General features: G+C 72.9%; 12 protein-coding genes. 7 read left to right on the top strand and 5 right to left on the bottom strand.

Features of this window, described 5'->3' with window-relative positions:
- The first annotated feature begins 180 nt into the window (after positions 1 to 180).
- From IG08_RS0120720 to IG08_RS0120710, 3 genes are read left to right on the top strand one after another with little or no spacing between them, the layout of a single operon-like run.
- Positions 181 to 1,182 (top strand): ornithine cyclodeaminase family protein, encoded by a 1,002-nt coding sequence (locus IG08_RS0120720; protein ID WP_030604421.1) that lies wholly within the window; start codon positions 181 to 183, stop codon positions 1,180 to 1,182.
- Positions 1,179 to 2,705, top strand: coding sequence for an HAL/PAL/TAL family ammonia-lyase (locus IG08_RS0120715; protein WP_030604419.1), 1,527 nt, complete (start codon positions 1,179 to 1,181; stop codon positions 2,703 to 2,705). Before IG08_RS0120720 ends, IG08_RS0120715 begins: the two co-directional genes overlap by 4 nt.
- The gene (locus tag IG08_RS0120710) at positions 2,702 to 3,604 is read left to right on the top strand and encodes an amidohydrolase family protein (protein ID WP_030604416.1); all 903 of its coding nucleotides are present in this window, start codon (positions 2,702 to 2,704) and stop codon (positions 3,602 to 3,604) included. The genes IG08_RS0120715 and IG08_RS0120710 overlap by 4 nt, the downstream gene beginning before the upstream one ends.
- Here the strand turns inward: IG08_RS0120710 and IG08_RS0120705 are convergent.
- Entirely contained in the window at positions 3,588 to 5,249 is a 1,662-nt protein-coding gene (locus tag IG08_RS0120705) for a urocanate hydratase (RefSeq protein ID WP_030604413.1), read from the bottom strand. The two genes, IG08_RS0120710 and IG08_RS0120705, sit on opposite strands and share 17 nt — an antisense overlap.
- 22 nt (positions 5,250 to 5,271) lie before the next feature.
- Here IG08_RS0120705 and IG08_RS0120700 point away from each other — a divergent pair, with 22 nt between their 5' ends.
- Genes IG08_RS0120700 through IG08_RS55895 form a run of 4 tightly spaced genes read left to right on the top strand, consistent with a single transcriptional unit; the run spans position 5,272 to position 9,010 of the window.
- Positions 5,272 to 6,000 carry a GntR family transcriptional regulator gene (locus IG08_RS0120700; protein WP_052424805.1) on the top strand — a complete coding sequence of 243 codons (729 nt, stop codon included), beginning with the start codon at positions 5,272 to 5,274 and terminating at the stop codon, positions 5,998 to 6,000.
- A gap of 2 nt (positions 6,001 to 6,002) precedes the next feature.
- The gene (locus IG08_RS0120695) at positions 6,003 to 6,899 is read left to right on the top strand and encodes a 3-hydroxyacyl-CoA dehydrogenase family protein (RefSeq protein ID WP_052424804.1); all 897 of its coding nucleotides are present in this window, start codon (positions 6,003 to 6,005) and stop codon (positions 6,897 to 6,899) included.
- Positions 6,896 to 8,416, top strand: a complete 1,521-nt coding sequence (locus IG08_RS0120690) for an HAL/PAL/TAL family ammonia-lyase (protein ID WP_030604406.1) — start codon at positions 6,896 to 6,898, stop codon at positions 8,414 to 8,416. The genes IG08_RS0120695 and IG08_RS0120690 overlap by 4 nt, the downstream gene beginning before the upstream one ends.
- 39 nt (positions 8,417 to 8,455) lie before the next feature.
- Complete coding sequence (locus IG08_RS55895) at positions 8,456 to 9,010, top strand: cupin domain-containing protein (protein ID WP_158812263.1); 555 nt, start codon at positions 8,456 to 8,458, stop codon at positions 9,008 to 9,010.
- Here IG08_RS55895 and IG08_RS0120680 read toward each other — a convergent pair.
- From IG08_RS0120680 to IG08_RS56430, 4 genes are all read right to left on the bottom strand, one after another.
- On the bottom strand, positions 8,976 to 10,202 hold the full coding sequence (locus tag IG08_RS0120680) for a cytochrome P450 (protein WP_030604400.1): 1,227 nt from the start codon (positions 10,200 to 10,202) through the stop codon (positions 8,976 to 8,978). The genes IG08_RS55895 and IG08_RS0120680 overlap by 35 nt on opposite strands.
- Before the next feature lie 32 nt (positions 10,203 to 10,234).
- The gene (locus tag IG08_RS0120675; protein WP_030604398.1) at positions 10,235 to 10,447 is read right to left on the bottom strand and encodes an MbtH family protein; all 213 of its coding nucleotides are present in this window, start codon (positions 10,445 to 10,447) and stop codon (positions 10,235 to 10,237) included.
- Positions 10,444 to 14,325, bottom strand: coding sequence for a non-ribosomal peptide synthetase (locus IG08_RS0120670; RefSeq protein ID WP_030604389.1), 3,882 nt, complete (start codon positions 14,323 to 14,325; stop codon positions 10,444 to 10,446). Before IG08_RS0120670 ends, IG08_RS0120675 begins: the two co-directional genes overlap by 4 nt.
- A gap of 141 nt (positions 14,326 to 14,466) precedes the next feature.
- Positions 14,467 to 22,110 carry a non-ribosomal peptide synthetase gene (locus IG08_RS56430; RefSeq protein ID WP_030604385.1) on the bottom strand — a complete coding sequence of 2,548 codons (7,644 nt, stop codon included), beginning with the start codon at positions 22,108 to 22,110 and terminating at the stop codon, positions 14,467 to 14,469.
- Positions 22,111 to 22,114 lie beyond the last annotated feature (4 nt).

The raw sequence follows: 22,114 nt of genomic DNA, 5'->3' as shown, positions 1-22,114 counted from the left end.
GCCCCTTACCCGACTGCATATGGTCATGCAGAGTTGTCGGTGACTGAATGGCAGTCAATGGCCAGCTGTAAACGGCACGTTACGTTCGTACGAAATCAGGCCAGGGGTGCCCGGAATCTTCATGTTCTGTGGCTGATGTGCCCTTAACAATTGGCCAGCTCAGACGTAGGGAGACGCCCCATGGAACCGGTCCGGTTCACCTTCCTGAACGGCTCGGACATCGAACAGCTCGAGCTGACCGACACCGAGATACTCGACGCCGTCGAGGCCGGGCTGCGCGCCCAGGGCCTCGGCGAGACGGTCGTCGAACCGCGCGTCCACCTCACGCCCGACCCCGCCTTCAACGGACACTTCAACGTCCTGCGCGGCTATGTCGCCCCGCTCGCCCTGGCCGGTGTCAAGATCGTGGGCGACTACGTCGACAACTACCGGCAGGGCCTGCCCTCCGAGATGGCGCTGCTCAACCTCTTCGACCCCCGCACCGGCATGCCGGTGGCCGTGCTCGACGCCACCGCCATCACCGAGATGCGCACCGGCGCCCTCACCGCGCTCGGGGCTCGCCACCTGGCCCGCCCGGACGCCAAGGTGCTCGGACACATCGGCGCCCGCGCCACCTCGTACTGGAACGTCCGCCTCCTCGACCGGATCTTCGACCTCAGCGAGATCCGCGTCCACTCGCGCCGCCCCGAGAGCCGCGAGGCCTTCGCCGAACGGCTGGAACGGGACCTCGGCAAGCCCGTGATCGTGACCGACGACTGGAAGACCTGCGTCCAGGGCGCGGACATCGTGGTGGAGGCGTCCCGCCTCGAACGCCCGGAGCCGCTCCTGAAGACCGAGTGGATCGCCCCCGGATCCCTGGTCGTGCCCTACGGAACCAACAGCGCGGTCGAGCTCTCCCTCACCGACATCATGGACAAGATCGTCGTCGACGACTGGGGCCAGGCCCACGCGGGGCCGTTCGGCGCCCTGCGCGCCCACGTCGACTCCGGAAGGCTCGACAAGTCCACTCTGCACGGCGAGCTGGGCGAGATCGTCGCAGGCCGCAAGCCCGGCCGGGAGAGCGCCGACGAGACCAACCTGTTCTGGCACCGCGGCCTCTCCCTCTCCGACATCGCCCTGGGCGCCGCCATGCTGAAGAAGGCCGAAGAGCGCGGTCTCGGCCAGAAGCTGCGGTTCTCATGACGGGGGTCGTCGTCGACGGGAGAACGTTGTCCTACGACGATGTCGTCGCCGTCGCCCACCATGGCGCACACATCGTCCTCGCGGACGAGGTACTCCCCCGACTGGCACGCGACCGCGCCGTCGTCGACGACATCGTCGACCGCCAGGTGCCCACGTACGGCCTGACGACGGGGCTCGGCACCCGCGCGTCGTTCGCCCTGCCACGCGACGAACTCGAGCTGTTCAGCGTCCGCACGGTCCGGGGACGGGCCGACGCGGTCGGCGATCCGCTGCCGGTCCCCGTCGTACGCGCCGCTCTCCTCGCCCGTGCCAACGGCATCGCGGGCGGGGGCAGCGGGGTACGGCCGGAGATCCTGGAGCTGCTCGTCGGCATGCTCGACGCCGGGGTCCATCCCGTGATCCCCGAGGTGGGATCGATCGGCGCCGCCGATCTGGTCCAGATGGCCCATGTCGGCCTCGTCGTCATCGGGGAGGGAAGCGCCGAGTACGGCGGCGAGGTGCTCGACGGCGCCACGGCACTGCGCCGGGCGGGCCTCATTCCGGCCGAACTGGGCCCGAAGGACGGGCACGTGCTGTGCAGCGCGAGCCCGTTGGCCGCCGGACAGGGTGCTCTCGCCCTGCACGAGGCGGCCGCCGTCCTGACGCTGGCCCAGGCGGTCACCGCGCTGACCTACGAGGGCTTCCGGGCGAACACGAGCCCGCTCGACCCCCGGGTGCTGGACCTGCGCCCCGCTCCCGGTCAGGCCCGCGCGGCGAGCGAGTTGCTCGCCCTGCTGGAAGGGGGTGAGCTGGGCGACCCCCGCAACGCACGGCGGGTTCAGGACCCCCTCAGCCTGCGCTGCGCCGCCCAGGTGCACGGCGCCGCGTACGCGGCCCTGGACTTCGCCGACTCCGCGCTGGCTCCGGAGCTGAACGGCTGCGGCGACAACCCGGTCGTCCTGCCCGACAGCGGCGAGATCCTCTCGTCCGGCAACTTCCACACCCCGGCCCTCGCTCTCGCCTTCGACACCCTCGCGCTGGCTCTGACGCAGACCGCGTCGATCTCCGCCGAGCGCATGCGACGACTGCTCGACCCGACCGTCAGCGGACTGCCCGCGAACCTCTCGCCGTACGGTCCGGAGCGCTCGGGCTTCGCGCCGCTGACCAAGACGGCGCAGGCCCTGGTCGCCGAGATCCGCATGCTGTCCGTCCCGGTGAGCACCGACCCCCGCCACGGCGCACACGCCGTCGAGGACGACTCGACCAACGCGGCACTCGGGGCACGGCGGCTGTCCACGTTGCTCGTCCGGCTGCGCCAACTCCTCGCCGTGGAGGCCGTGGTGGCCGCGCAGGCGGTGGATCTGGCGGCGCCGTCCACCCTGGGGCGGGGACCGGAGTTCCTGCACCGCGCGATCCGGAAGATCGTGGCCCGCCTGGACGACGACCGGCCCTGCGGGGTGGACGTGGAGGCGGTCGGCCACGACATCCTGGGGTCCGACGATGTCCGGGGCACACTGCGTGCCCGGGCGGGAGGAGCGTCATGACCAATGTCGACGTACACCAGCATCTGTGGAGCCCTTCGCTGGTGGCGGCCTTGCGCTCCCGCCGCGAACCGCCGTACCTGGACGGCTGGACCCTGCATCTGGACGGCGAGCCGCCCTACGACGTCCCGCCCGCCGACCACGACATCGCAGGGCGTGCGCACCTCGCCGCCACCGACGGCCTCGGCCGGGCGCTCGTCTCGCTGTCCGCCCCGATCGGCGTCGAGTGGCTGCCCGCGAGCGAGGCACAGCCCCTGCTCGACGCCTACCACGAGGGCTCGGCCTCGCTCCCCGAGCCGTTCGGGGCCTGGGCCGCCGCCTGCGTCAGGGACATCGACGCCAAGGCGACGGCCGCCGTACTCGACCAGGGCTTCGTCGGTCTCCAGCTCCCGGCCAACGCCCTTGCCGACGCGGCCGGTTACGCGCACTGCGCCCCGCTGCTCGACCTCCTCGAACAGCGCGACCTCCCGCTGTTCGTCCACCCGGGACCCGCGCCCGGCGCTTCCGGGGGACCCGGCTGGTGGCCCGCAATGGTCCCCTACGTCCAGCAGATGCACGCCGCCTGGTTCGCCTTCCGGGCCTTCGGCCGGCCGCGCCACCCACGGCTGCGGGTGTGCTTCGCACTGCTGGCCGGGCTCGCCCCGCTGCACGGGGAGCGGTTCGCCGCGCGGGGCGACGGGAGCAGTGCCGGGGTGGACCCGGACGTGTTCGTCGAGACGTCCTCGTACGGTCCGACCGCTGTCGACGCGGTCGTCCGTGCCCTCGGTGTGGGCGCCGTCGTCCAGGGCTCGGACCGCCCCTACGCCGAGCCTCCTCAGTACCCCGGCTTCGGTCTGGGCGGAGCCGCGGCGCATGCCTTCCGCATCGCCAATCCGCGGCGACTGCTCACGGGGAAGGGCTGATGCCCAACGTGCCCGGAGTGCCGAGATCGAGTCCCGCCTCCCGGGCCTTCTCGGCGGCCTCGTCGTACCCGGCGTCCGCGTAGCGGGCCACGCCCAGCGCGGGGTCGGTCCAGAACACCCGGCGGATCTTGCGTTCCGCCAGCTCGCTGCCGTCGGCGACCACGGTGATTCCGGTGTGGATGCTGCGGCCCACACCGACACCGCCGCCGTTGCCGACGGACACCCAGGTCGCGCCCTGCGCCGCGTTGAGCAGCGCGGCCAGGACGGGCCAGTCGGCGATCGCGTCGCTGCCGTCGAGCATCCCCTCGGTCTCCCGGGAGGGTGAGGCGACGGCGGCGGGGTCCATGTGGTCCCGGCCGAGCGCCAGCGGGCCGATCTCTCCGCGCCGGACAAGGTCGTTGAGGCGCAGACCGACCTCGTGCCGCTCCCCGAGGCCGAGCCAGCAGATGCGAGCCGGCAGCCCCTGCGGGGCGACCCGGGCGCGGGCGAGCTTGAACCACCGCTCCAGGGACGGCGATTGGACGACTTCGAGCACGGCGTCCTCGCTGCGGCGCAGGTCTTCGGGGTCCCCGCTCAGGCACACCCAGCGGTACGGCCCCACCCCGCGCGCGAAGATCGGGCGTACGTACTCGGCCACGAATCCGGGGAGTTCGGCGGCTCGGGCGGCTCCGGCCGCCACCGCCTGGGCGCGCAGGCTGTTGCCGTACTCGAAGACGACCGAGCCGCGCTCGCGCAGGGCCAGCAGCGCTTCGGCGTGTGCGCGCAGTGAAGCCTCTACAGCCGCACGGTAGGCGGGATCGGGAGTGCGTGACTGATCCGGCTTGTATCCGATGGGCACGTATCCGTGGTCGAGGTCGTGCGCCGCCGTCTGGTCCGTCGCTATGTCCACGGCGACCCGGTCGGCCACCAGCCGGGGCAGGATCTCGGCGATGTTGCCGACGAGGGCGATGGCGGCGGGGGCGGCCGAGGCGGTGAGGTCGGCGACCGCCGCCGTGTAGTCGGGCGCGATGCGGTCGACCCAGCCCGCGTCGAGTCTGCGCCGCGCGCGCTCGGGGTCGGCCTCGACGATCAGGCCGCGACCGCCGAGGTTGGCGATGGCCAGGCCCTGCGCCCCGCCCATTCCGCCGAGTCCGGCCGTGACCACCCGCCGACCGGTGAGGGTGCCGTCGAAGTGGCGGCGGGCGATGGCGGAGAGGGTCTCGTGGGTGAAGCCGAGAACGCCCTGGGTGCCGATGTAGAACCAGGCGGCGGCTGTCATCTGCCCGTACATGGTGAGTCCGGCGTCTTCGAGGCGACGGAACTCCGCCTCGTCCGACCAGGCCGACACGACCATCGCGGTCGAGATCAGCACGCGCGGCGCGTCCGGGTGCGTCGGCAGCACGGCCACCGGTTTGCCCGACTGGACCAGCAACGTCTCGTCGGGGCCGAGCCGTTCGAGGGCGGCGACGATCGCGTCGTACGCCTCCCAGGAGCGGGCCGCCCGGCCGCGCCCGCCGTAGACGACGAGGCGGGCGGAGTCCTCGGCGACGGCGGGGTCGAGGGTGTTGAGGAAGCAGCGCAGGACGCCCTCCTGCTCCCAGCCACGACAGCGGAGTTCGGCACCCGTGGGCGCCGGTGCACCAAGCCTGCCATTGATTGGATCCATGGATCCAATCTAGTATCCGGGCATGTGCCCGCCACCGTCCTCCGCTCCAACTCCCCCTGAGACGCTCGCCGTCACGAGCCTCGCCGACCAGATCGCCTACCGGCTGCGCGCCGACATCCTCGACGGGAAGCTGCCGTTCGGCGCCCGCCTCCAACACGAGGAGCTGGCAGCGCGGTTCGGCGTCAGCCGGACGCCCATCCGGGAGGCACTGCGGCAGTTGCAGGCCCTCAACCTGGTCGAACTGGCTCCCAACCGGGGCGCCACGGTGCGCACCCCGTCCCGGGCGGAACTCGTCGAGGTCTACGAACTCCGCGCCGAGATGGAGGGGTTCGCGTGCGCGCTGGCGTGCGAGCGCGCCTCCGCCGAGGACCTGGACGAACTGGAGCGGACACAGGAACGGCTCACGGAAGCCGTCGCGGCGGCCGGGCGCATCGACGACGCGGAACTCGACGCGGCCGTGACCGACGCGAACACCGCCTTCCACGACCTGATCCACCGATCCGCCGGCAACGGGCGCCTGACCGAGTCCGTCCAGGGGCTCCTGCACGTCTTCCCCCGCGACCTGGTCTGGCGGGTCATCGCCCATGACGAGACGGCTCTGACCACCATGAACGTGCACGAGCACCAGGCCATCGCCGCCGCGCTGCGCGCCCGCACCCCGGACACCGCGCGCACGGTGATGCGCGACCACGTCCGCGGCGCCGGCGAGATCCTCCTCGCCCACCTCGACGAGCAGAGATTCTGGGGGTGAGCGTGACCTTGGATCGTGTGCTGGTCATCGGCGGCGGCGCGATGGCCACCGGCATCGCCGCCCGTCTCGCCGCCGCGGACATCGAGACGGTCGTCCTCGTACGGCGGCGGGAAGCGGCCGCGCCGACCCGGGACGAGATCGGCAGGCGGGTGGGACAACTCGTCGGATCCGTGCGGCCGGTGACCGTGGTCGTCGGTGACGCGCCCGGTCCGTTCGCGCTGGCCGTGGAGTCGGTCGCCGAGGACGCGGACGCGAAGGGTGCCGTGCTGGCCCGGGCCGAGACACTGGTCGCCGAGGACGGGATCGTGGCGACCAACACCTCCTCGCTCCGGCTGGCGGATCTCGCCGAGGGCCTGAAGCGTCCCGAACTCTTCGCGGGCTGGCACTGGTTCAACCCCGCCGAACTCGTGCCGCTCGTCGAGGTGACGGGCGGACCGCGCACGGCGCCGGACACCCTGGAACGGCTCGCCTCCCTCTCGCGGGCGATCGGCAAGGAGCCGGTCACGCTCCGCCGCGACCACCCGGGTTTCGTGGCCAACCGCCTGCAGTACGCATTGCTGCGCGAGGCGTACGCGCTGGTCGAGGAGGGTGTCTGCGGGGTGGCGGACGTCGACCGGGCCGTCGTGGCCGGGCTCGGGGCGCGCTGGGCGGCGATCGGCCCGTTCGCTTCGATGGACGCGGCGGGACTGGACGTCCATCAAGCCGTGGCCGAGCGACTGTTCCCCCTGCTTTCCCGCGCGACCGAGGTACCGGCGCTGCTGCGGGAAACGCGGCGCAGTGGTGCGACCGGCATGAAGGGCGGCCGGGGGCTGCTGGGCGACCATCCGCCCGACGCCGTACGGGAATTCACATCGCGGCGGGACGCGGTGCTGGCCCTGCTGGCGGAGGCGCGGGCATGACGTCTCTCGCCGAGCCTCTGGCGGCCGTCGCCGCACCGGACGAGGACGCGCTCGTCCTGGGCGACCGTCCCCTGCTGCCGACCGACGTGGTGGCGGTGGCCCGTGGCCGCCGTGTCGTGCTCGGCCCCGCCGCGCGCGACCGAATGCGCCTCTCGCGCACCGCACTTGAGAAGATGCTGAGCCGCGGTGACTCCGTGTACGGGCTCAACACCGGTGTCGGCGCGATCAAGACCACGGCGATATCGGCCGACCGGCAGGCCGCCTTCCAGCCCCTCCTGTTGCGCGCGCACCGCGTGGGCCATGGGCAGCTCGCGCCCGCGGAGTTCGTCCGGGCCGCCATGGTCGTACGGGCCGCGGGGCTCACCGTGGGCGTGGCGGGCGTGCGGGCCGAGGTCGCCGACGCGTACTGCCGGGCCCTCGACACCGACGTGACGCCGCGTGTCCACCTGCTCGGTTCGATCGGACAGGCCGACCTGAGCCAGCTGGCCGAGATCGGGCTGGCGCTCATCGGTCACGGTGACGACGGCGCGGCACTGGTCGCACGCGGCTACACACCGATCGACCTCGGCCCGCGCGAGGCGGGTGCCGTCGTCAACAGCAACGCGTTCTCGGTCGGGATCGCCTGCCTCGCCCTGGAGCGCGCGACCCGGGCCGTCCGGGCCCTCGACGTGGCGGCGGCGCTCTCGCTGGAGGGCCTGACGGGAAACGTCGACGCCATCCACCCGGCCGTCGCCGGAGTGCGCCCGCACTCGGGTGCCCACGAGACGATCGGCCGCCTGCGCGCACTGCTGTCGGGCGGGGCCCTCCTGACCGGCGCCAGACCGGCCCGCGCCCTCCAGGATCCCCTCGCCTTCAAGGTGGTGCCGCAGACCCACGGTGCGGCCCGCCAGGCGCTCGCGCACTGCGCCGGCGCGGTCCAGGTCGAACTCGCCTCCTCCGGCGACAGCCCGATCACGCTCATCGACGAGGACCGCGCCATCTCGACCGGCAACCACGACATCGCCCCGGTCGCGATCGCGCTCGACTACGCACGGCTCGGACTCGCGCAGGCGGTCACGATCGCGGGCGAGCGGGTGCAGAAGCTGCTGGACACGGCCTTCACCGGCCTGCCGACCGGGCTCCGCGCCGATCCCACCACCCCCGACGACGGCCTGGCGATCGTCGCCAACGGCGCGGCGAGTCTGGCCGGCGAGGCACGCCTCCTCGCGCAGCCCGTCACCCTGGAACAGCCCACGAGCGCCATCGCGGCCGGTATCGAGGACCGCATCACCATGGCGCCCACCGCGGCCCGCCGCCTGCATGAAATGGCGGGCCTGGCACTGCGGTTGGCCGCCGTCGAGCTGATGTGCGGCGCCCAGGCGGTCGATCTGCGCGGACACGTAGGCGAGTTGGGCGACGGAACTCGACGTGCCCACGCGGCGACCCGGCGATCGGTGCCTTTCGTCGGCGCGGGCGAGGCGCCGGACGGCGACCTCGACACGCTGGAGGACTGGCTCGCCGGCGACGAACTTCCCTAGCGGATCAGTGGATCAGCGGATCGGACGAGAAAGATGACCATGAACCCGACAAACGCCACCGCCCTCGCCGAACTCGGCGTGTCCGACCGCCCGTTCCTGCCGGTCGAGTGTGCGGAGCGGGCCCGCCGTGCGGCGGCCTTCGTCGACACGGCCGCACTCGACCGCTCCGGCCCCGGCTCGTATCTGCTGCTCTGGCGGAACGAGAACTCCGAGGCGTGGCTGAACACTTGGTGGGAGTCCCGTGATACCGGCTACCACGACCACCAGGGTTCCTGTGTCGGCGTCCACGTCATCGAAGGCACGGCCTGGCAGGAGGGGTTGCCGGTGGCCGGCCCGCGCCGCGCCCGCCGGTACGGGCCCGGCGAGTCCTTCTCCTTCCCCGGCTCCGGCATCCACCGCATGGACCACGACGCCGGCGCCGTCACCATCCACGTCTACTCGCCGCCCCTGCAGGCCATCGGCCACTACGAGATCATCGACGGCGAGCTCCACCGCACCCCTGGCCCGGCCGACGAGGGCTCACCGGCGAGCCCTCATCTGCTGGACGCCCTCAACGCGCTCACGCGCCCTTCAGCGCCAACGGCAGTGAGCTGAGACCGCTGAGGAAGTTGGAGTAGACGGGCTTCGCCGGGCCCGTCTGTTCCATCTCCGCGACCAGGTCGCGCAGTCCGGCGAGGACGGCCCCGATCTCCGCCCGGGCCAGGTAGGCACCGAGACAGAAGTGCGGGCCGTAGGCGAAGGTGATGTGCTTGTTGGGGACGCGGTCCAGAAGCAGCGACTCCGGGGCGTCGAAGACCCGTTCGTCGCGGTTGGCGGAGGCGTTCCAGATGGTGACGATGTCTCCCGCGCGGATCCGCCGACCGCCGATCTCGGTATCGGCGGTAGCGGTGCGGCCCGAGTGCAGTGCGGGGGTCGTCCAGCGGAGCATCTCCTCGACCGCCGTGTCGATCCCGGCGTCGCCGCGCCGGAGCGCCTCCCACTGCTCGGGGTGGTCCAGGAGGGCGAGGGCGGCGCCGATCATGGACAGCCGGGCGGTCTCGTCGCCGCCGAGGATGAGGCTGTAGCAGTTGAGCATGATCTCGTCGTCGTCCAGCGGCAGCCCGTCCACCTTGCTGCCCGCCAGGAGCGCGATGACATCCGCGTGGCCGCCCTCACGCCGGTCACGGGCGAGCCCCGCGAAGTAGAGCAGGATCTCGCTCTTGGCGATCCACGCGTCGGCCGCCGTACTGTCGGCGTCGTGCGAACCCAGCGCCGACGAGGTCAGGCTGAGCACATGGGCCCGGTCGCCGTCGGGCACGCCGAGCAGGTCGCAGATGGCACCGAGCGGGATGCCCGAGGCCACGTCGGCGGCGAAGTCGCAGCTGCCCTTCTCGATCGCGTCCCGCAGCAGCCGGGTCACCGTGTTCCGCACGCTCTCGACGATCGGCTCCAGGGCGCGCGGCGAGAACGCGTGCAGCAGGATGCGGCGCAGTTCCCGGTGCCGTGCCCCGTCGGTGATCGCGAGCATGCGGCCGGCCGCGGAGTCGCCGCCGGCGAGCAGGGTCTCCAGGACGTTGCCGCCCTCGGAGGTGAAGGCCGTGTTGTCGCGGTACACGGAGGTGACGTCGGCGTGCCGGGTCACCACCCAGAATCCGGGGGCGGTGCCGGTGGCCGGGTTCCAGTGGACCGGCTCGTGCTCCCTCAAGTGGCGCCATACGGCGGACAGATCGCTCTCCGCGTGGAGGCGCGGGTCGGCCAGGTTCAACGTGTCGAGCTCTTCCGGAGCGATCGTCCGCCGCGTGGTCATTCCGTTCCCTTTCAGAGGCAACTCGGAGTCAGCTACTCGCCCATGGCCCGGATCAGGCTCTTCGGGCGCATGTCGGTCCAGTGCGCGTCGACGTAGTCCACGCAGGACTGACGGCTCGCCCGGCCGTGGACGACCGTCCAGCCGGCGGGGACCTCGGCGAAGGCGGGCCACAGCGAGTGCTGGCCTTCCTCGTTCGCCAGGACGTAGTGCTCGAGGGTGTCGTCGTCGAAGGGGTTGGTGGTCATGCGGGGTTCCTCCTGTGTGATGCGTTGGCGCGGAGTCGTTCGTCGAGTACGGGGCCGATCCGCTCCAGCGGTCCGGGCCGGGTCATCTCCCCGTGGGTGCAGGGGATGTCGTGGGGGTCGACGCGGCCGGTGACGTACGGCTGCCAGGAGCCGTGCCGGTCCGGGTGCGCGTCCGGATCATGGGCGGCGGTGAAGATCAGCAGGTCGCCGCGGTACGGCGCGGGGGCGAACTCCGTGAGCAGGCGCCGGTTGTTGGCCGTCACCTCGACCAGGGCGGCGAGTTCGGCGTCGTCCAGGCTGCCGGGCAGGTCGGGCACGCTGCGCACCAGTTCCGTGAACCGGGCGTCGGTCAACTCCCCCTCCGTTGCCGGGCGTCCGAGGATCGCCAGCAGACTGCGCAGCACGGCCGCTCTGTCGGTCGGGCTCGGCCCCTGGCTCGTCCACGCGCCGGGGAAGGAGTCCAGTACGGCGAGCAGGGCGACCTCCTCCCCCGCAGCCTGGAGCGTGGTGGCGACGCCGTGGGCGACCAGTCCGCCCATGGAGTAGCCGAGGAGGTGGTACGGCCCCTGCGGCTGGACCTCGCGGATCCGGGCCGTGTGCTCGGCGACCGTCTCCGCGAGACTGCCCGACAGTCGCTCCCCCGGCACCAGGCCGCGGGACTGCAGTCCGTACAGCGGCCGTTCGGCGTCGAGGTGACGGGTCAGTCCGGCGAAGCCCCAGGCCATGCCTGAGGCCGGCGGCAGGCAGAACAGGGGCTCACGGTCGCCGCGGGTGCGCAGCGGGAGCACCGGGTCCAGGGCCGCCGTACCGGAGTCGGAGGTGGCGCACTCCCGTGGGGCCAGCCCGGCCACGGTGGGCTGCGCGAAGACCGACCGCACGGGCATATCGGTGCCGAACTCGGTCCGGAACCGGGACGTCAGCACCGGCACCAGCAGCGAGTGGCCGCCGAGGTCGAAGAAGCTGTCGTGCACGCCCACCAGGTGCGGGGCGAGGCCCAGGACCTCGGCGACGATCGCGCGCAGCCGCACCTCCTGCTCCGTGCGCGGGGCGCTGCGCGTGGGCGCCGGTGTCCCGGGAGCGGGCAGGGCCTTGCGGTCCAGCTTGCCGCTGGCGGTGAGCGGGAGCGCGTCCAGGACGACGATCGCCGCGGGCACCATGTGGGCGGGCAGGGTCCGGGCCAGGTGGGTGCGGAGGCCGTCGGACGTGACGGTCCGGCCCGCGACCGGTACCGCGTAGGCGACCAGCTTCTGCTCACCGTGTACGGCGGCGGCCGCCTTGGCGACGTCCTGATGTTCCATCAGGACGGCCTCGATCTCGCCGAGTTCGATACGGAAGCCGCGGACCTTCACCTGGTGGTCGACCCGGCCGAGGAAGCGCAGCTGTCCGTCGGGGTCGCGCACGGCCAGGTCGCCCGTCCGGTACATCCGCTCCCCCGGCCCGCCGAACGGGTCGGCGACAAACCGCTGCCCGGTCAGACCGGGGCGGCCCAGATAGCCGCGGGCCGGTCCGCCGCCCGCCAGGTACACCTCGCCCGTCACTCCGTCGGGCACGGACCGCAGGGCCTGGTCGAGGAGGTGGAGCCGGTTGCGGGCGAGCGTGCGGCCGAGGGGCGGCGGGCCGTCCTTCGGGTGCGGGTCGACGTCGGACTGCCAGGCGGTGGCGTAGACGGTCGTCTCGGTCGGGCCGTAGAAGTTGACGATCCGCGCGCCCGGAAAGGCGGCCTGGAGGTCGGCGAGAAGCTGCTCGGGGATGGGCTCGCCGCCCAGGGCGATGGTGCGGGCGGGGACGTTCACCCGGTCGGCGAGGACCGTGGCCATGACCGACGGCACCCCGCTGACCAGGGTCGCGTCCCAGTCGTCGCGGCCGTCGGCGGTCAGGGCCAGCAGGTTCTCGACGATCTCGATCCGGCCCCCGCACAGCAGCGGCGCGAAGATCTCGAACACCGACACGTCGAAGTTGAGCGAGGTGGAGAACAGCACCTTGGCCAGCCGCTCGGGCCCGAGCGCGGTGTGCGTCCACGTCACGAACTCGACGGCGTTGCGGTGGGTGGCTGTCACGCCCTTGGGGCGGCCGGTGGTGCCGGAGGTGTAGGTGACGCAGGCCAGGTTGTCCAAGTCGGCTGTGTGCAGCTTTCTTTGGCTGGCCGTCACATCGTCGAGGTCGTCGAGCGTGATCAAGGGTGTCCCGGCGGGCAGCGCCGTGGCCGTGCCGCTGGTGGCGAGTACGACGACCGGGCGTGCGTCGTCGACGATGTACGCGAGGCGGTCGGCCGGGTAGGCGGGGTCGAGGGGCAGATAGGCGGCGCCGGACTTCAGCACGCCGAGGACGGCGGCGACCAGGTCCGCCGTGCGCGGTAGCGCGATGCCGACGACCCGCTCGGGTCCGGCGCCGAGAGCGGTGAGCCGCCGGGCCAACTGCTCGGCCCGGCCGTCCAGTTCGCGGTACGTCAGGACACGGCCGTGGTCGAGTACGGCACCGGCGTCGGGAGTGGCCGCGACCTGTTCCTCCCACAGCTCGGTGAGGGTGCCGGCCGCCGGAGCCGGACATCGCTCGTCGGCGGGTGCGGCCGATGCCAGGAGCCCGAGGCGGCCCAGCGGCTGGCTCGGGTCGGCCGCGATGTCCGCAAGGATGCTGACGAGACGGGCGAGCGTGGCGTCGGCCCAGTCGGCGTCGAAGAGGTCGGGCCGGTGAGCCAGTCGGAAGCGGAGGCGAGGGCCGGGGAACGCCACCAGTGTCACTGGATAGTGGGTGGCGTCGCGGCCGCTCGTCCCGACGATGCGCAGGCCGTCGTCATCCGAACTCGCCGAGTCCGCCGAGTCGAGGGGATAGTTCTCGAAGACGACGAGTGTGTCGAAGAGTTCCGGTACAGAGGCAGCCCGCTGGATGTCCGCGAGGCCGAGGTGATGGTGGTCGAGGAGGGTGACGTACCCCTCCTGGACCCGTCGCAAGAGGTCGCCCAGCGACTCGTCCTGGCGCAGCCGGACGCGTGTGGGCACGGTGTTGATGAACAGGCCCACCATCGACTCGACGCCGGGCAGTTCGGCGGGCCGGCCGGAGACGGTGGCGCCGAAGACGACGTCGTTCTGTCCCGTCGTACGACTGAGCAGGATCGCCCAGGCGGTCTGGACGAGGGTGTTCGTCGTGACGCCCAGGCGCCGGGCCAGGTCGGTGAGGGCCGCACCGGTGTCGGCCGACAGCTCGGCCCGGGCCTGTGCGAGCGTGCCGGAACCCCGGTCATCGGTGGCTGCGGCGGCCAGCCGGGTCGGCTCGGTCACTCCGTCCAGCGCGTCCCGCCAGGCGGCTTCGGCGGCGGTACGGTCCCGTCGGCCCAGCCACTCCAGGAAGGCACGGTAGGGCGGGGCGGGCGGGAGCGCGGCCGGGTCGCCGCCGGTCGCGTACAGCGCGAGGAGTTCTCGCACGAGGACGGAGACCGACCAGCCGTCGAGCAGGATGTGATGGTGGGTGACGAGCAGCCGGTGCCGCCGCTCACCCGTGCGGGCCAGGGTGAACCGGATGAGCGGTGGGGTGGCCGGGTCGAAGCCGCGGTCCCGGTCCTCGTCCAGGAGACGCGCCCACTCCTCCTCGGTGTCGATGCCCGGCCCGGTCAGCTCGGCCTCGGCCCAGGGCAGCGTGGCCCGGTGCGGGACGACCTGCACCGGTGCGCCGCCACGGCGTCGGCGGAAGGCCGCGCGCAGGTTGGGGTGCCGGTCCAGCAGCGCCTGTCCGGCGGCGCGGAGCCGGGTGGCGTCCACGGTGCCGTCGAGTTCGAAGACGAGCTGGACGAGATAGACGTCCTCGTGTTCGTACAGGGCGTGGAAGAGCAGGCCCTCCTGGAGTGGGGTCAGGGGGAGGACGTCGGCCAGCGCGGGCTGTGCCATGGGGTGTTCTCACCGTCTCTCTGGGGTGCGTGGCGCTCCGCTGGTTGTGCGGTTCGTTGGCTGCCGGCCGGTGGGGGCTGGTCGCGCAGTTCCCCGCGCCCCTACGGGGCGCGGTTCCGCAGCCGCCTCCACCCGGTCCGCTTAGCCGTCGAGGCCCTCTGCAAGTTCGTCGAGTTCGTCTGGGGACAGCCCGGTCAACGTCAGTTCGGCTGTCCCGTCGGCCGCAGCGTGGTCTGCGCGGGAGGCGAGCGCGGTCAAGGCGGCGAACCACGCCTCCGCCAGCTCGCGTACCTCCGGCTCGGTGAGCACGCCGTCCGCCCACGACCAGTCGGCGACCAGCTCGGGGCCGGTGGGGGTGTCGCGGACGACCGCGTTGAGGTCGAGGGCGTGGGCGGCCGCGAGGCCGGGGTCGGTTCCGGTGCCGAGCGCCGACGACTCGGGGGCGAAGGTCCACGCGCCGCCGTTGCCCGGGGCGGTGAACCGGCCCAGGTAGTTGAAGCCGAGCTCGGGGGCGGGCGGTTCGGCCAGGCCGGGTGCGGTGTCGGGGTTGAGGTGGCGCAGGAGGCCGTGCCCGATGCCGTGGTCCGGGAGGGTGCGGAGCAGCTCGCCCACCCGTCGGGCCGCGGTCTCGGCGGCAGGTCCGGCGGCGAGCGCGTCGCGCACGTCGATGCCGTCCAGGTCGAGGTGGACCGGGTAGAGGGAGGTGAACCAGCCGACGGTGCGGGACAGGTCGAGCCCGGGTGTCAGCTCCTCGCGGCCGTGCCCTTCGACGTCGACGAGGACGTGCGCGGAGCCCTGCCGGTCGGCGACGGCCAGGGCGAGGCCGGTGAGCAGGACGTCCTGCGTGCCGGTGCCGAAGGCGGACGGGACGGTGGTGAGGAGCGGGCCGGTCGTCTCGGGCGGCAGGGTGAGGCGGAGGGAGCGGGTGCCGGCCGCGGTGTCCAGGCCGGGGTCGAGCGGGCGGGCGCCCATCGGGGTGCGCGGGGCGGCGGCCATACGGCGCCACAGCTCGGCCTCCGCCACCCGTGCGGGCTTGCGGGCCTCCTCGCCCAGCAGCGCGGACCAGCGGCGGAACGAGGTGCCGACCGGCGGCAGCTTCGGCGTGCGGCCCTGGGCGACCGCCGTCCAGGCCGCCTCCAGGTCGGGCACCAGGATGCGCCAGGACACTCCGTCCACGGCCAGGTGGTGGACGACGAGCAGCAGCCGGCCGGAGCGCTGGGGTCCGGAATTCTGGGGTCCGGAATTCTGGGGTCCGGAATTCTGGGGTCCGGCGTCGAACCACACGGCACGGACCATCTGCCCGGCTGCCGGGTCCAGCAGACCCAGGACCCGGTCGAACTCCTCGGCGACGGCGGCGTGCAGGTCGTCCGGTGCCTCGCGGTGGTCGGTCAGCGTGCCTGCGCGGATGCTGCCGACGGGGCCGACCTCCAGTTCCCCTCCGGGTGTCAGCCGGGACCTGAGCATGTCGTGGTGGTCGATCAGCGCCTGCAACGCCGCGGTGAGACGGGGCAGGTCGGCGTCCGACGGGACCGTCAGCAGCACGGACTGGCTGAGCCGGTCGATCGGGCCACCGCGTTCCCGCAGCCACCGCATCACCGGCGTGAGCGGGACCGTGCCGACGCCGTCGTCCTCCGCCCTCGCCGCGCCCACAGGACCGCGGGCCACTGCCGCGAGGCCGGCCACGGTCTGGTGCTCGAACACGTCCCGGGGACTGATCACCACCCCGGCCTCGGCCGCCCGGCTCACCAGCCGGATCGAGGAGATGCTGTCCCCGCCGAGTGCGAAGAAGCCCTGGTCCAGGGCGACTTCGGGGAGCTTCAGCAGATCGCTGAAGAGGTCGGCGAGGATGCGCTCCGCGGCAGTCGCGGGTTCCCGTCCGGCCGGGGCCGCGACGAGCTCGGGGGCCGGCAGGGCCTTGCGGTCGAGCTTGGCGTGCGGGGTCAGCGGCAGGGCGTCGAGGACGACGACCGCCGACGGCACCATGTAGTCCGGCAGTGCCTCCTCCGCGTGCCGCCTGAGGTCCGCCGGGTCGGGGACGTCGGCGGGCTCGGGCACGACGTACCCGACGAGGCGCCGCTGCCCGGGCTCGTCCTCGCGGACGACCACGGCGGCCCGGACGACCTGCGGGTGCCGGGCGAGTACGGCCTCGATCTCGCCGGGCTCGATACGGAACCCTCGGATCTTGACCTGGTCGTCGGCCCGGCCGACGTACTCCAGCTCGCCGTCGGCGGACCGGCGCACCAAGTCGCCGGTCCGGTACATCCGTTCACCGGGACCGCCGTAGGGATCCGCCACGAAGCGCCCGGCCGTGAGACCGGACCGGCCGAGGTACCCGCGGGCAAGCCCGGCACCGGCGAGGTACAGCTCGCCCACCACACCGGGCGGGACCGGTCGCAGCCAGGCGTCGAGCACATGCGCCCGCGTGCCGACGACGGGTCGCCCGATGGGCGGCGCCTGCTCACCGGAGAGCGGCACGCTGATCGTCGCGCACACCGTCGACTCGGTGGGCCCGTAGGCATTGGCCATCCGCCGGCCGGGCGCCCACCGGGCCACCAGCTCACCGGGGCAGGCCTCGGCACCCACCACCAGGGTCCGCAGTTCGGGGAGTTCGCAGTCGGGCAGCGTCGCGAGGGCGGCGGGCGGGATCAGGGCGTGGGTGATCGCCCCGCCGGTCAGCACCTCTCGCAGGTCCTCGCCCACCAGCGGACCTGACTCCGCAGGCACCACCAGGGTGCCGCCCGAGGCGAACGCCATCAGCAGCTCCATCACCGACGCGTCGAATCCGGGCGCCGAGAACTGCAGCACCCTGGAGTCCGCGTCGAGGCCGAAGCGCTCGATCTGCGTCCGGGCGAGCGCGGCCAGTCCCCGGTTCTCGACGACGACACCCTTGGGTACGCCCGTCGAGCCCGAGGTGTGGATGACGTAGGCGGCGTGGTGCGGGTCGTACACCAACGGCAGCTCGCCGGGCGCTCCGTCCATCGCCAAGTCGCTCAGGACAAACGCCGGTTGAGCGTCACCCAGCATGAGGTCGACCCGCTCACGCGGCAGCCCGGGGTCCACCGGCAGGAACGCGGCACCGGCGAGGGCCACCGCGAGAACCGCCACGATCCGGTCCACGGAACGCGGCATCAGTACGGCCACCACGTCGCCCGGCGCGATCCCCCGCCCGGCCAGAACGCGGGCCAACCGGTCGGCGCGCGCGTCGAGTTCGGCGTACGACAGGTCGTTGAGGGCGAGGGCCCGGGGTGTACGACGGACCTGCTCGCGGAACAGTTCGGCGAGCGAGGCCGGCGGCGGCTCGGAGGCGGTGGCGTTCCAGTCGCCGAGCTGCCGGCGTTCGTCGTCGTCGAGGAGGTCGAGGTCGCCGATGCGGGTGTCGGGGCCGGCGGCGGCCGCGGCGAGGAGGCGGACGAGTCGCCGGGTGAGGTGTGCGGCGGTGGCGGGGTCGAACAGGTCGGTGCTGAATTCGGCGACGCCGTCGATGCCGGCCGGCGAGCCGTCGTCGTGGCGGTGTTCGGCGAGGTACAGGGAGAGTTCGAAACGGGCGGTCCCGGTCTCGACGGGCTCCCTGACCACACTCAGGCCCGACAGAGCGAGGGCGGGGCCGGAGGTGTGGCCCGTGAAGGCCAGCATCACCTGGAAGAGGGGGTGGCGGGCGAGGGTCCGCTCGGGGCTGACGGCCTCCACGAGGAGGTCGAACGGCACGTCCTGGTGGGCGTAGGCGGCAAGGTCGAACTCCCTGACCCTGTGCAGGAGTTCCCGGAAGGTCGGATTGCCGGAGGTGTCGGTGCGCAGGGTGAGGCTGTTGACGAAGAAGCCGACGAGTTCGTCGAGCCTGCCGTCGGTCCGGCCCGCGACCGGGGTGCCGATGGGGACGTCGGTGCCGGAGCCGAGTCGGGTGAGGAGCGCGGCGAGGCCGGCCTGGAGCACCATGAAGAGGGTGACGCGCGAGGACGAGGCGAGGTGGGCGAGCCCGGCGTGCAGTTCGGCGTCGAGGGCGACGTCGGCACGGTCACCGCGTCCGCTGGGCTCGGCGGGCCTCGGGCGGTCGGCCGGGAGCGGGAGTTCTTCGGGGGCGCCGCTCAACGCCTCGCGCCAGAAGGAGATCTGCTCCTCATCCTCGTCCAGCAGGTCACGCTGCCAGCAGGCGAAGTCCGCGTACTGCACGGGGAGGTCGGGCCACTGCGGGTCCCGTCCCTCCGTGCGCGCCGCATAGGCGGTCTCCAGGTCGCGCATCAGCGGTGTCATGGACCAGCCGTCCACGGCGATGTGGTGGGCGAGCAGCAGGAGGACACGGGTGTCGGCGCCGAGTTCGTAGAGCGTGACGCGCAGGGGGAGTTCGGTGGCCAGGTCGAAGCGGTGCTGCGCGGCGGAGGTGAGCAGGCCGGGCAGGTCCGCCTCCGTGGCCGGGATCAGGAGGAGCTCCGGTCGTCCCTCTCCCGGATCCAGGATCCGCTGATAGGGCGTGCCCTGGAAGTCCGGGTGCAGCGTGCGCAGCGGCGCGTGGCGGGTCACGACGTCGGCCAGCGCCGCCTCGAGCGCCTCACGATCGAGGGGCCCGGTGAGGCGCAGCGCCCAGGGCACGGTGTAGGCGGTGTTGCCGCCGTCGAGTCGGCTCATGAACCACAGGCGCTGCTGGGCGTAGGACAGCGGCAGCGGGTCGGGGCGACGGCCGAGCGGGGTGAGTTCGGGGCGCCGTACCTCCTCGCCACGGTGAGCCCGGGCGGCGAGGGCGGCCGGCGTCGGGGCCTCGAAGACCGCCCGCACGGGCAGCGCGGTGCCGAGCGCGGCCCGGATCCGGTCGGCGAGACGCATGGCGAGCAGGGAGTCGCCGCCGAGTTCGAAGAAGCCGTCGTCCGGGCCCACGCGATGGGCGTCGAGGCCGAGGACGTCCGCGAACAGGCCGCACAGGATCTCCTCCTGCGGGGTTCGCGGGGCGCGTCCCGTGCCGGTCGGGGCGGCGGGTGCGGGCAGCGCGGCGCGGTCCAGCTTGCCGTTGGCGGTCAGCGGCAGCCGGTCCAGGACGACGACGGCCGAGGGGACCATGTGGTCCGGCAGCGCCCGACCCGCCTGCTGTCGCAGGGTGGCCGGGGCGGCGGTGCCGGCTTCGGCTTCGGCGCGCGGGACGACGTACGCGACCAGCCGTCCGTCCCGCACGAGGACCGCGGCCCGGGCCACCCCGGGGAGCGCGGCGAACACGGCCTCGATCTCGCCGAGTTCGATGCGGAAGCCGCGGATCTTGACCTGGTCGTCGGCCCGGCCGACGTACTCCAGCCCGCCGTCCTCCGACCGGCGGACCAAGTCGCCGGTCCGGTACATCCGTTCGCCTGGACCGCCGAGGGGGTCCGCGACGAACCGCCCCGCCGTCAGGCCCGGGCGGCCCAGGTAGCCGCGAGCGAGCCCCGCACCGGCCACGTACAGCTCGCCGGTCACTCCCGGGGGCACAAGGCGCAGGCCCGCGTCGAGGACGTGGGCGCGCAGGTCCGGGATGGGGTCTCCGACACCGCTCGACCGACCCGCGCTCAGGGGCAGTCCGGTGACGTGGACGGTCGTCTCGGTGATCCCGTACATGTTCACGAGCACGGGGGCGTCCTGCGGGTGGCGCGTGTACCACTCGGCGATCCGCGCCGGGTCGAGAGCCTCGCCGCCGAAGACGACGTACCGCAGCGCGAGGTCGCACGGGGTTTCCGCGTCGGCGCGCAGCAGTTCCCCGAAGGCCGACGGTGTCTGGTTCAGGACCGTGACCCGCTCTCGCTCGAGCAGGCGCAGGAAGTCCGCCGGTTCCCGGCTGACGGCGAACGGCACGACCACGAGCGTGCCGCCGTGCAGCAGGGCTCCCCACAGTTCCCAGACGGAGAAGTCGAACGCGTAGGAGTGGAACAGCGTCCACACGTCGTCCGGCCCGAAGTCGAACCAGTGGCGGGTGGACTCGAAGAGCCGGACCACGTTGCGGTGCGGGACCTCGACGCCCTTCGGGCGGCCGGTGGAGCCGGAGGTGTAGATGACGTAGGCGAGGTGATCGCCCGTCAGGTGCGGCGGCTCGACCGGCTCCGGGGCCTCGGGCAGCGGCTCGTCCAGCATGATCACGGGGATGTGCGAAGCGGGTGCCACGTCCTTGGTGGTCACCAGCAGCACGGGGGCGGCGTCGGCGAGCATGAAGGCGAGCCGGTCCGCCGGGTAGTCGGGGTCCATCGGCACATAGGCCGCCCCGCACTTGAGCACGGCCAGCACGGCCACCACCAGCTCCGTCGAGCGGGGAAGCGCGAGTGCCACCAGCCGCTCGGGACCGGCGCCCCGTGCCGCGAGCAGCCGGGCCAGACGGTCGGCGCGCGCGTCGAGTTCGGCGTACGTGAGCCGGTTCCCCTCGTGTACGACGGCCGTCGCGTCGGGGGTTCGGGAGGCCTGGCGGGCGAACAGCTCGGGCAGGGTGGCGTCGTCGCCGAGGGTGCCCTTCGCCTCGGTCAGGAACCGTTCCCGCTCTCCCGGCAGCAGCACCTCCACCTCGCGGACGCGCCGCCGCGGGTCCGCGACCAGGGCCTCCAGGGTCGCGGCGAAGCGGTCCAGGAGGGTGCGGGCGCCGGTCTCGTCGTACAGGTCGGGCCGGTAGGAGAGGCGCAGGGCCAGGCGGTGGGCGGGCAGGACGGCGAGGGTGAGCGGGTAGTGGGTGGCGTCGCGGCCGGTGAGCTGGGTGACCTCGGCGACCGCCGAGGTGGACGCGGGGTGGTTCTCGAAGGCCAGCAGGGTGTCGAAGAGCTCGCCGGTGCCGGTGGCGCGCCGGATGTCGGCGAGGCCCAGGTGCTGGTGCGGGAGCAGGTCCGTCTGTCGGCCCTGGAGAGCGGTGAGGAAGTCGGCGACGGTGCCGTCCTCATCCCAACACACTCTCGTCGGAACGGTGTTGATGCAGAAGCCGACCATCGAGGCGACGTTCGGCAGCTCGGGCGGACGCACGCTGACCGTCTGGCCGAAGACGACGTCGGTACGGCCGGTCAGCCGGCCCAGGAGCACGCCCCAGGCGCCCTGGACCAGGGTGTTGAGGGTGATCCCGAGCGACCGGGCCGTGGTGTCGGCGGCGACGGTCAGCTGCTCGGGGAGTTCGACGACGAGTTCGTGCGGCAGCAAGGTCGTCGCGTCGGTCCCGGCAGGAGCGAGCAGGGTGGGCTCGCCCGCCTCGGACAGGGCGTCTCGCCACGCCTCCTCCGCGGCGCCGCGGTCCTGGCCTCCCAGCCAGGTGAGGTAGTCGCGGTAGGCGGGCGCCGGGGGCAGGGCGGTCGGGTGCTCGCCCGTGTACAGGGCGCCGAACTCGCGGACGAGCAGCTGCTTCGACCAGCCGTCCAGCAGGATGTGGTGGTTGGTGACGAGGAGGCGGTAGCGGTCCGGGGACCACTTGACCAGCAGATACCGCAGGAGCGGCGGCTTGGCGAGGTCGAAGCGGCGGGTGCGCTCCTCGTCCAGCAGCCGTTCCCACTCCTTGTCGCGCTCGCTCTCACCGAGGGTCGACAAGTCGGCCTCGGCCCAGGGGAGTTCGACGTCCGTGGGCACGATCTGCAAGGGGGCTCCGGCCTCCCGGCGACGGAAGCAGGCGCGCAGGTTGGGATGCCGGTCGAGCAGGGCCTGGCCGGCGGCGCGTACGGCGGCGGGGTCGAGTGGACCCTCCAGCTCCAGGATCTGCTGGGCGGCGTAGAGGTCGGGGGCGCCCTCGTCGTCGAACAGGGCGTGGAAGAGCAGGCCTTCCTGCAGCGGCGACAGGGGCAGGATGTCGGCGATTCCAGAACCGGACCGAGTCACCGTG

Source organism: Streptomyces fulvoviolaceus (genome assembly GCF_000718165.1).
In the GTDB taxonomy this organism is placed as follows: Bacteria; Actinomycetota; Actinomycetes; order Streptomycetales; family Streptomycetaceae; genus Streptomyces; species Streptomyces fulvoviolaceus.
The sequence above is the reverse complement of the archived record's forward strand: the minus strand, read 5'-3'. Positions and strand labels throughout refer to the sequence as shown.

What these genes read in the sequence shown, in the direction of transcription:
- IG08_RS0120720 (WP_030604421.1), top strand. Translation starts at nt 181, where the DNA reads ATGGAACCGGTCCGGTTCACCTTCCTGAACGGCTCGGACATCGAACAG.
- IG08_RS0120700 (WP_052424805.1), top strand. Translation starts at nt 5,272, where the DNA reads ATGTGCCCGCCACCGTCCTCCGCTCCAACTCCCCCTGAGACGCTCGCC.
- IG08_RS0120680 (WP_030604400.1), bottom strand. Translation starts at nt 10,202, where the DNA reads ATGACCACGCGGCGGACGATCGCTCCGGAAGAGCTCGACACGTTGAAC.
- IG08_RS55895 (WP_158812263.1), top strand. Translation starts at nt 8,456, where the DNA reads ATGAACCCGACAAACGCCACCGCCCTCGCCGAACTCGGCGTGTCCGAC.
- IG08_RS0120710 (WP_030604416.1), top strand. Translation starts at nt 2,702, where the DNA reads ATGACCAATGTCGACGTACACCAGCATCTGTGGAGCCCTTCGCTGGTG.
- IG08_RS0120715 (WP_030604419.1), top strand. Translation starts at nt 1,179, where the DNA reads ATGACGGGGGTCGTCGTCGACGGGAGAACGTTGTCCTACGACGATGTC.
- IG08_RS0120675 (WP_030604398.1), bottom strand. Translation starts at nt 10,447, where the DNA reads ATGACCACCAACCCCTTCGACGACGACACCCTCGAGCACTACGTCCTG.
- IG08_RS0120705 (WP_030604413.1), bottom strand. Translation starts at nt 5,249, where the DNA reads ATGGATCCAATCAATGGCAGGCTTGGTGCACCGGCGCCCACGGGTGCC.
- IG08_RS0120670 (WP_030604389.1), bottom strand. Translation starts at nt 14,325, where the DNA reads ATGGCACAGCCCGCGCTGGCCGACGTCCTCCCCCTGACCCCACTCCAG.
- IG08_RS0120690 (WP_030604406.1), top strand. Translation starts at nt 6,896, where the DNA reads ATGACGTCTCTCGCCGAGCCTCTGGCGGCCGTCGCCGCACCGGACGAG.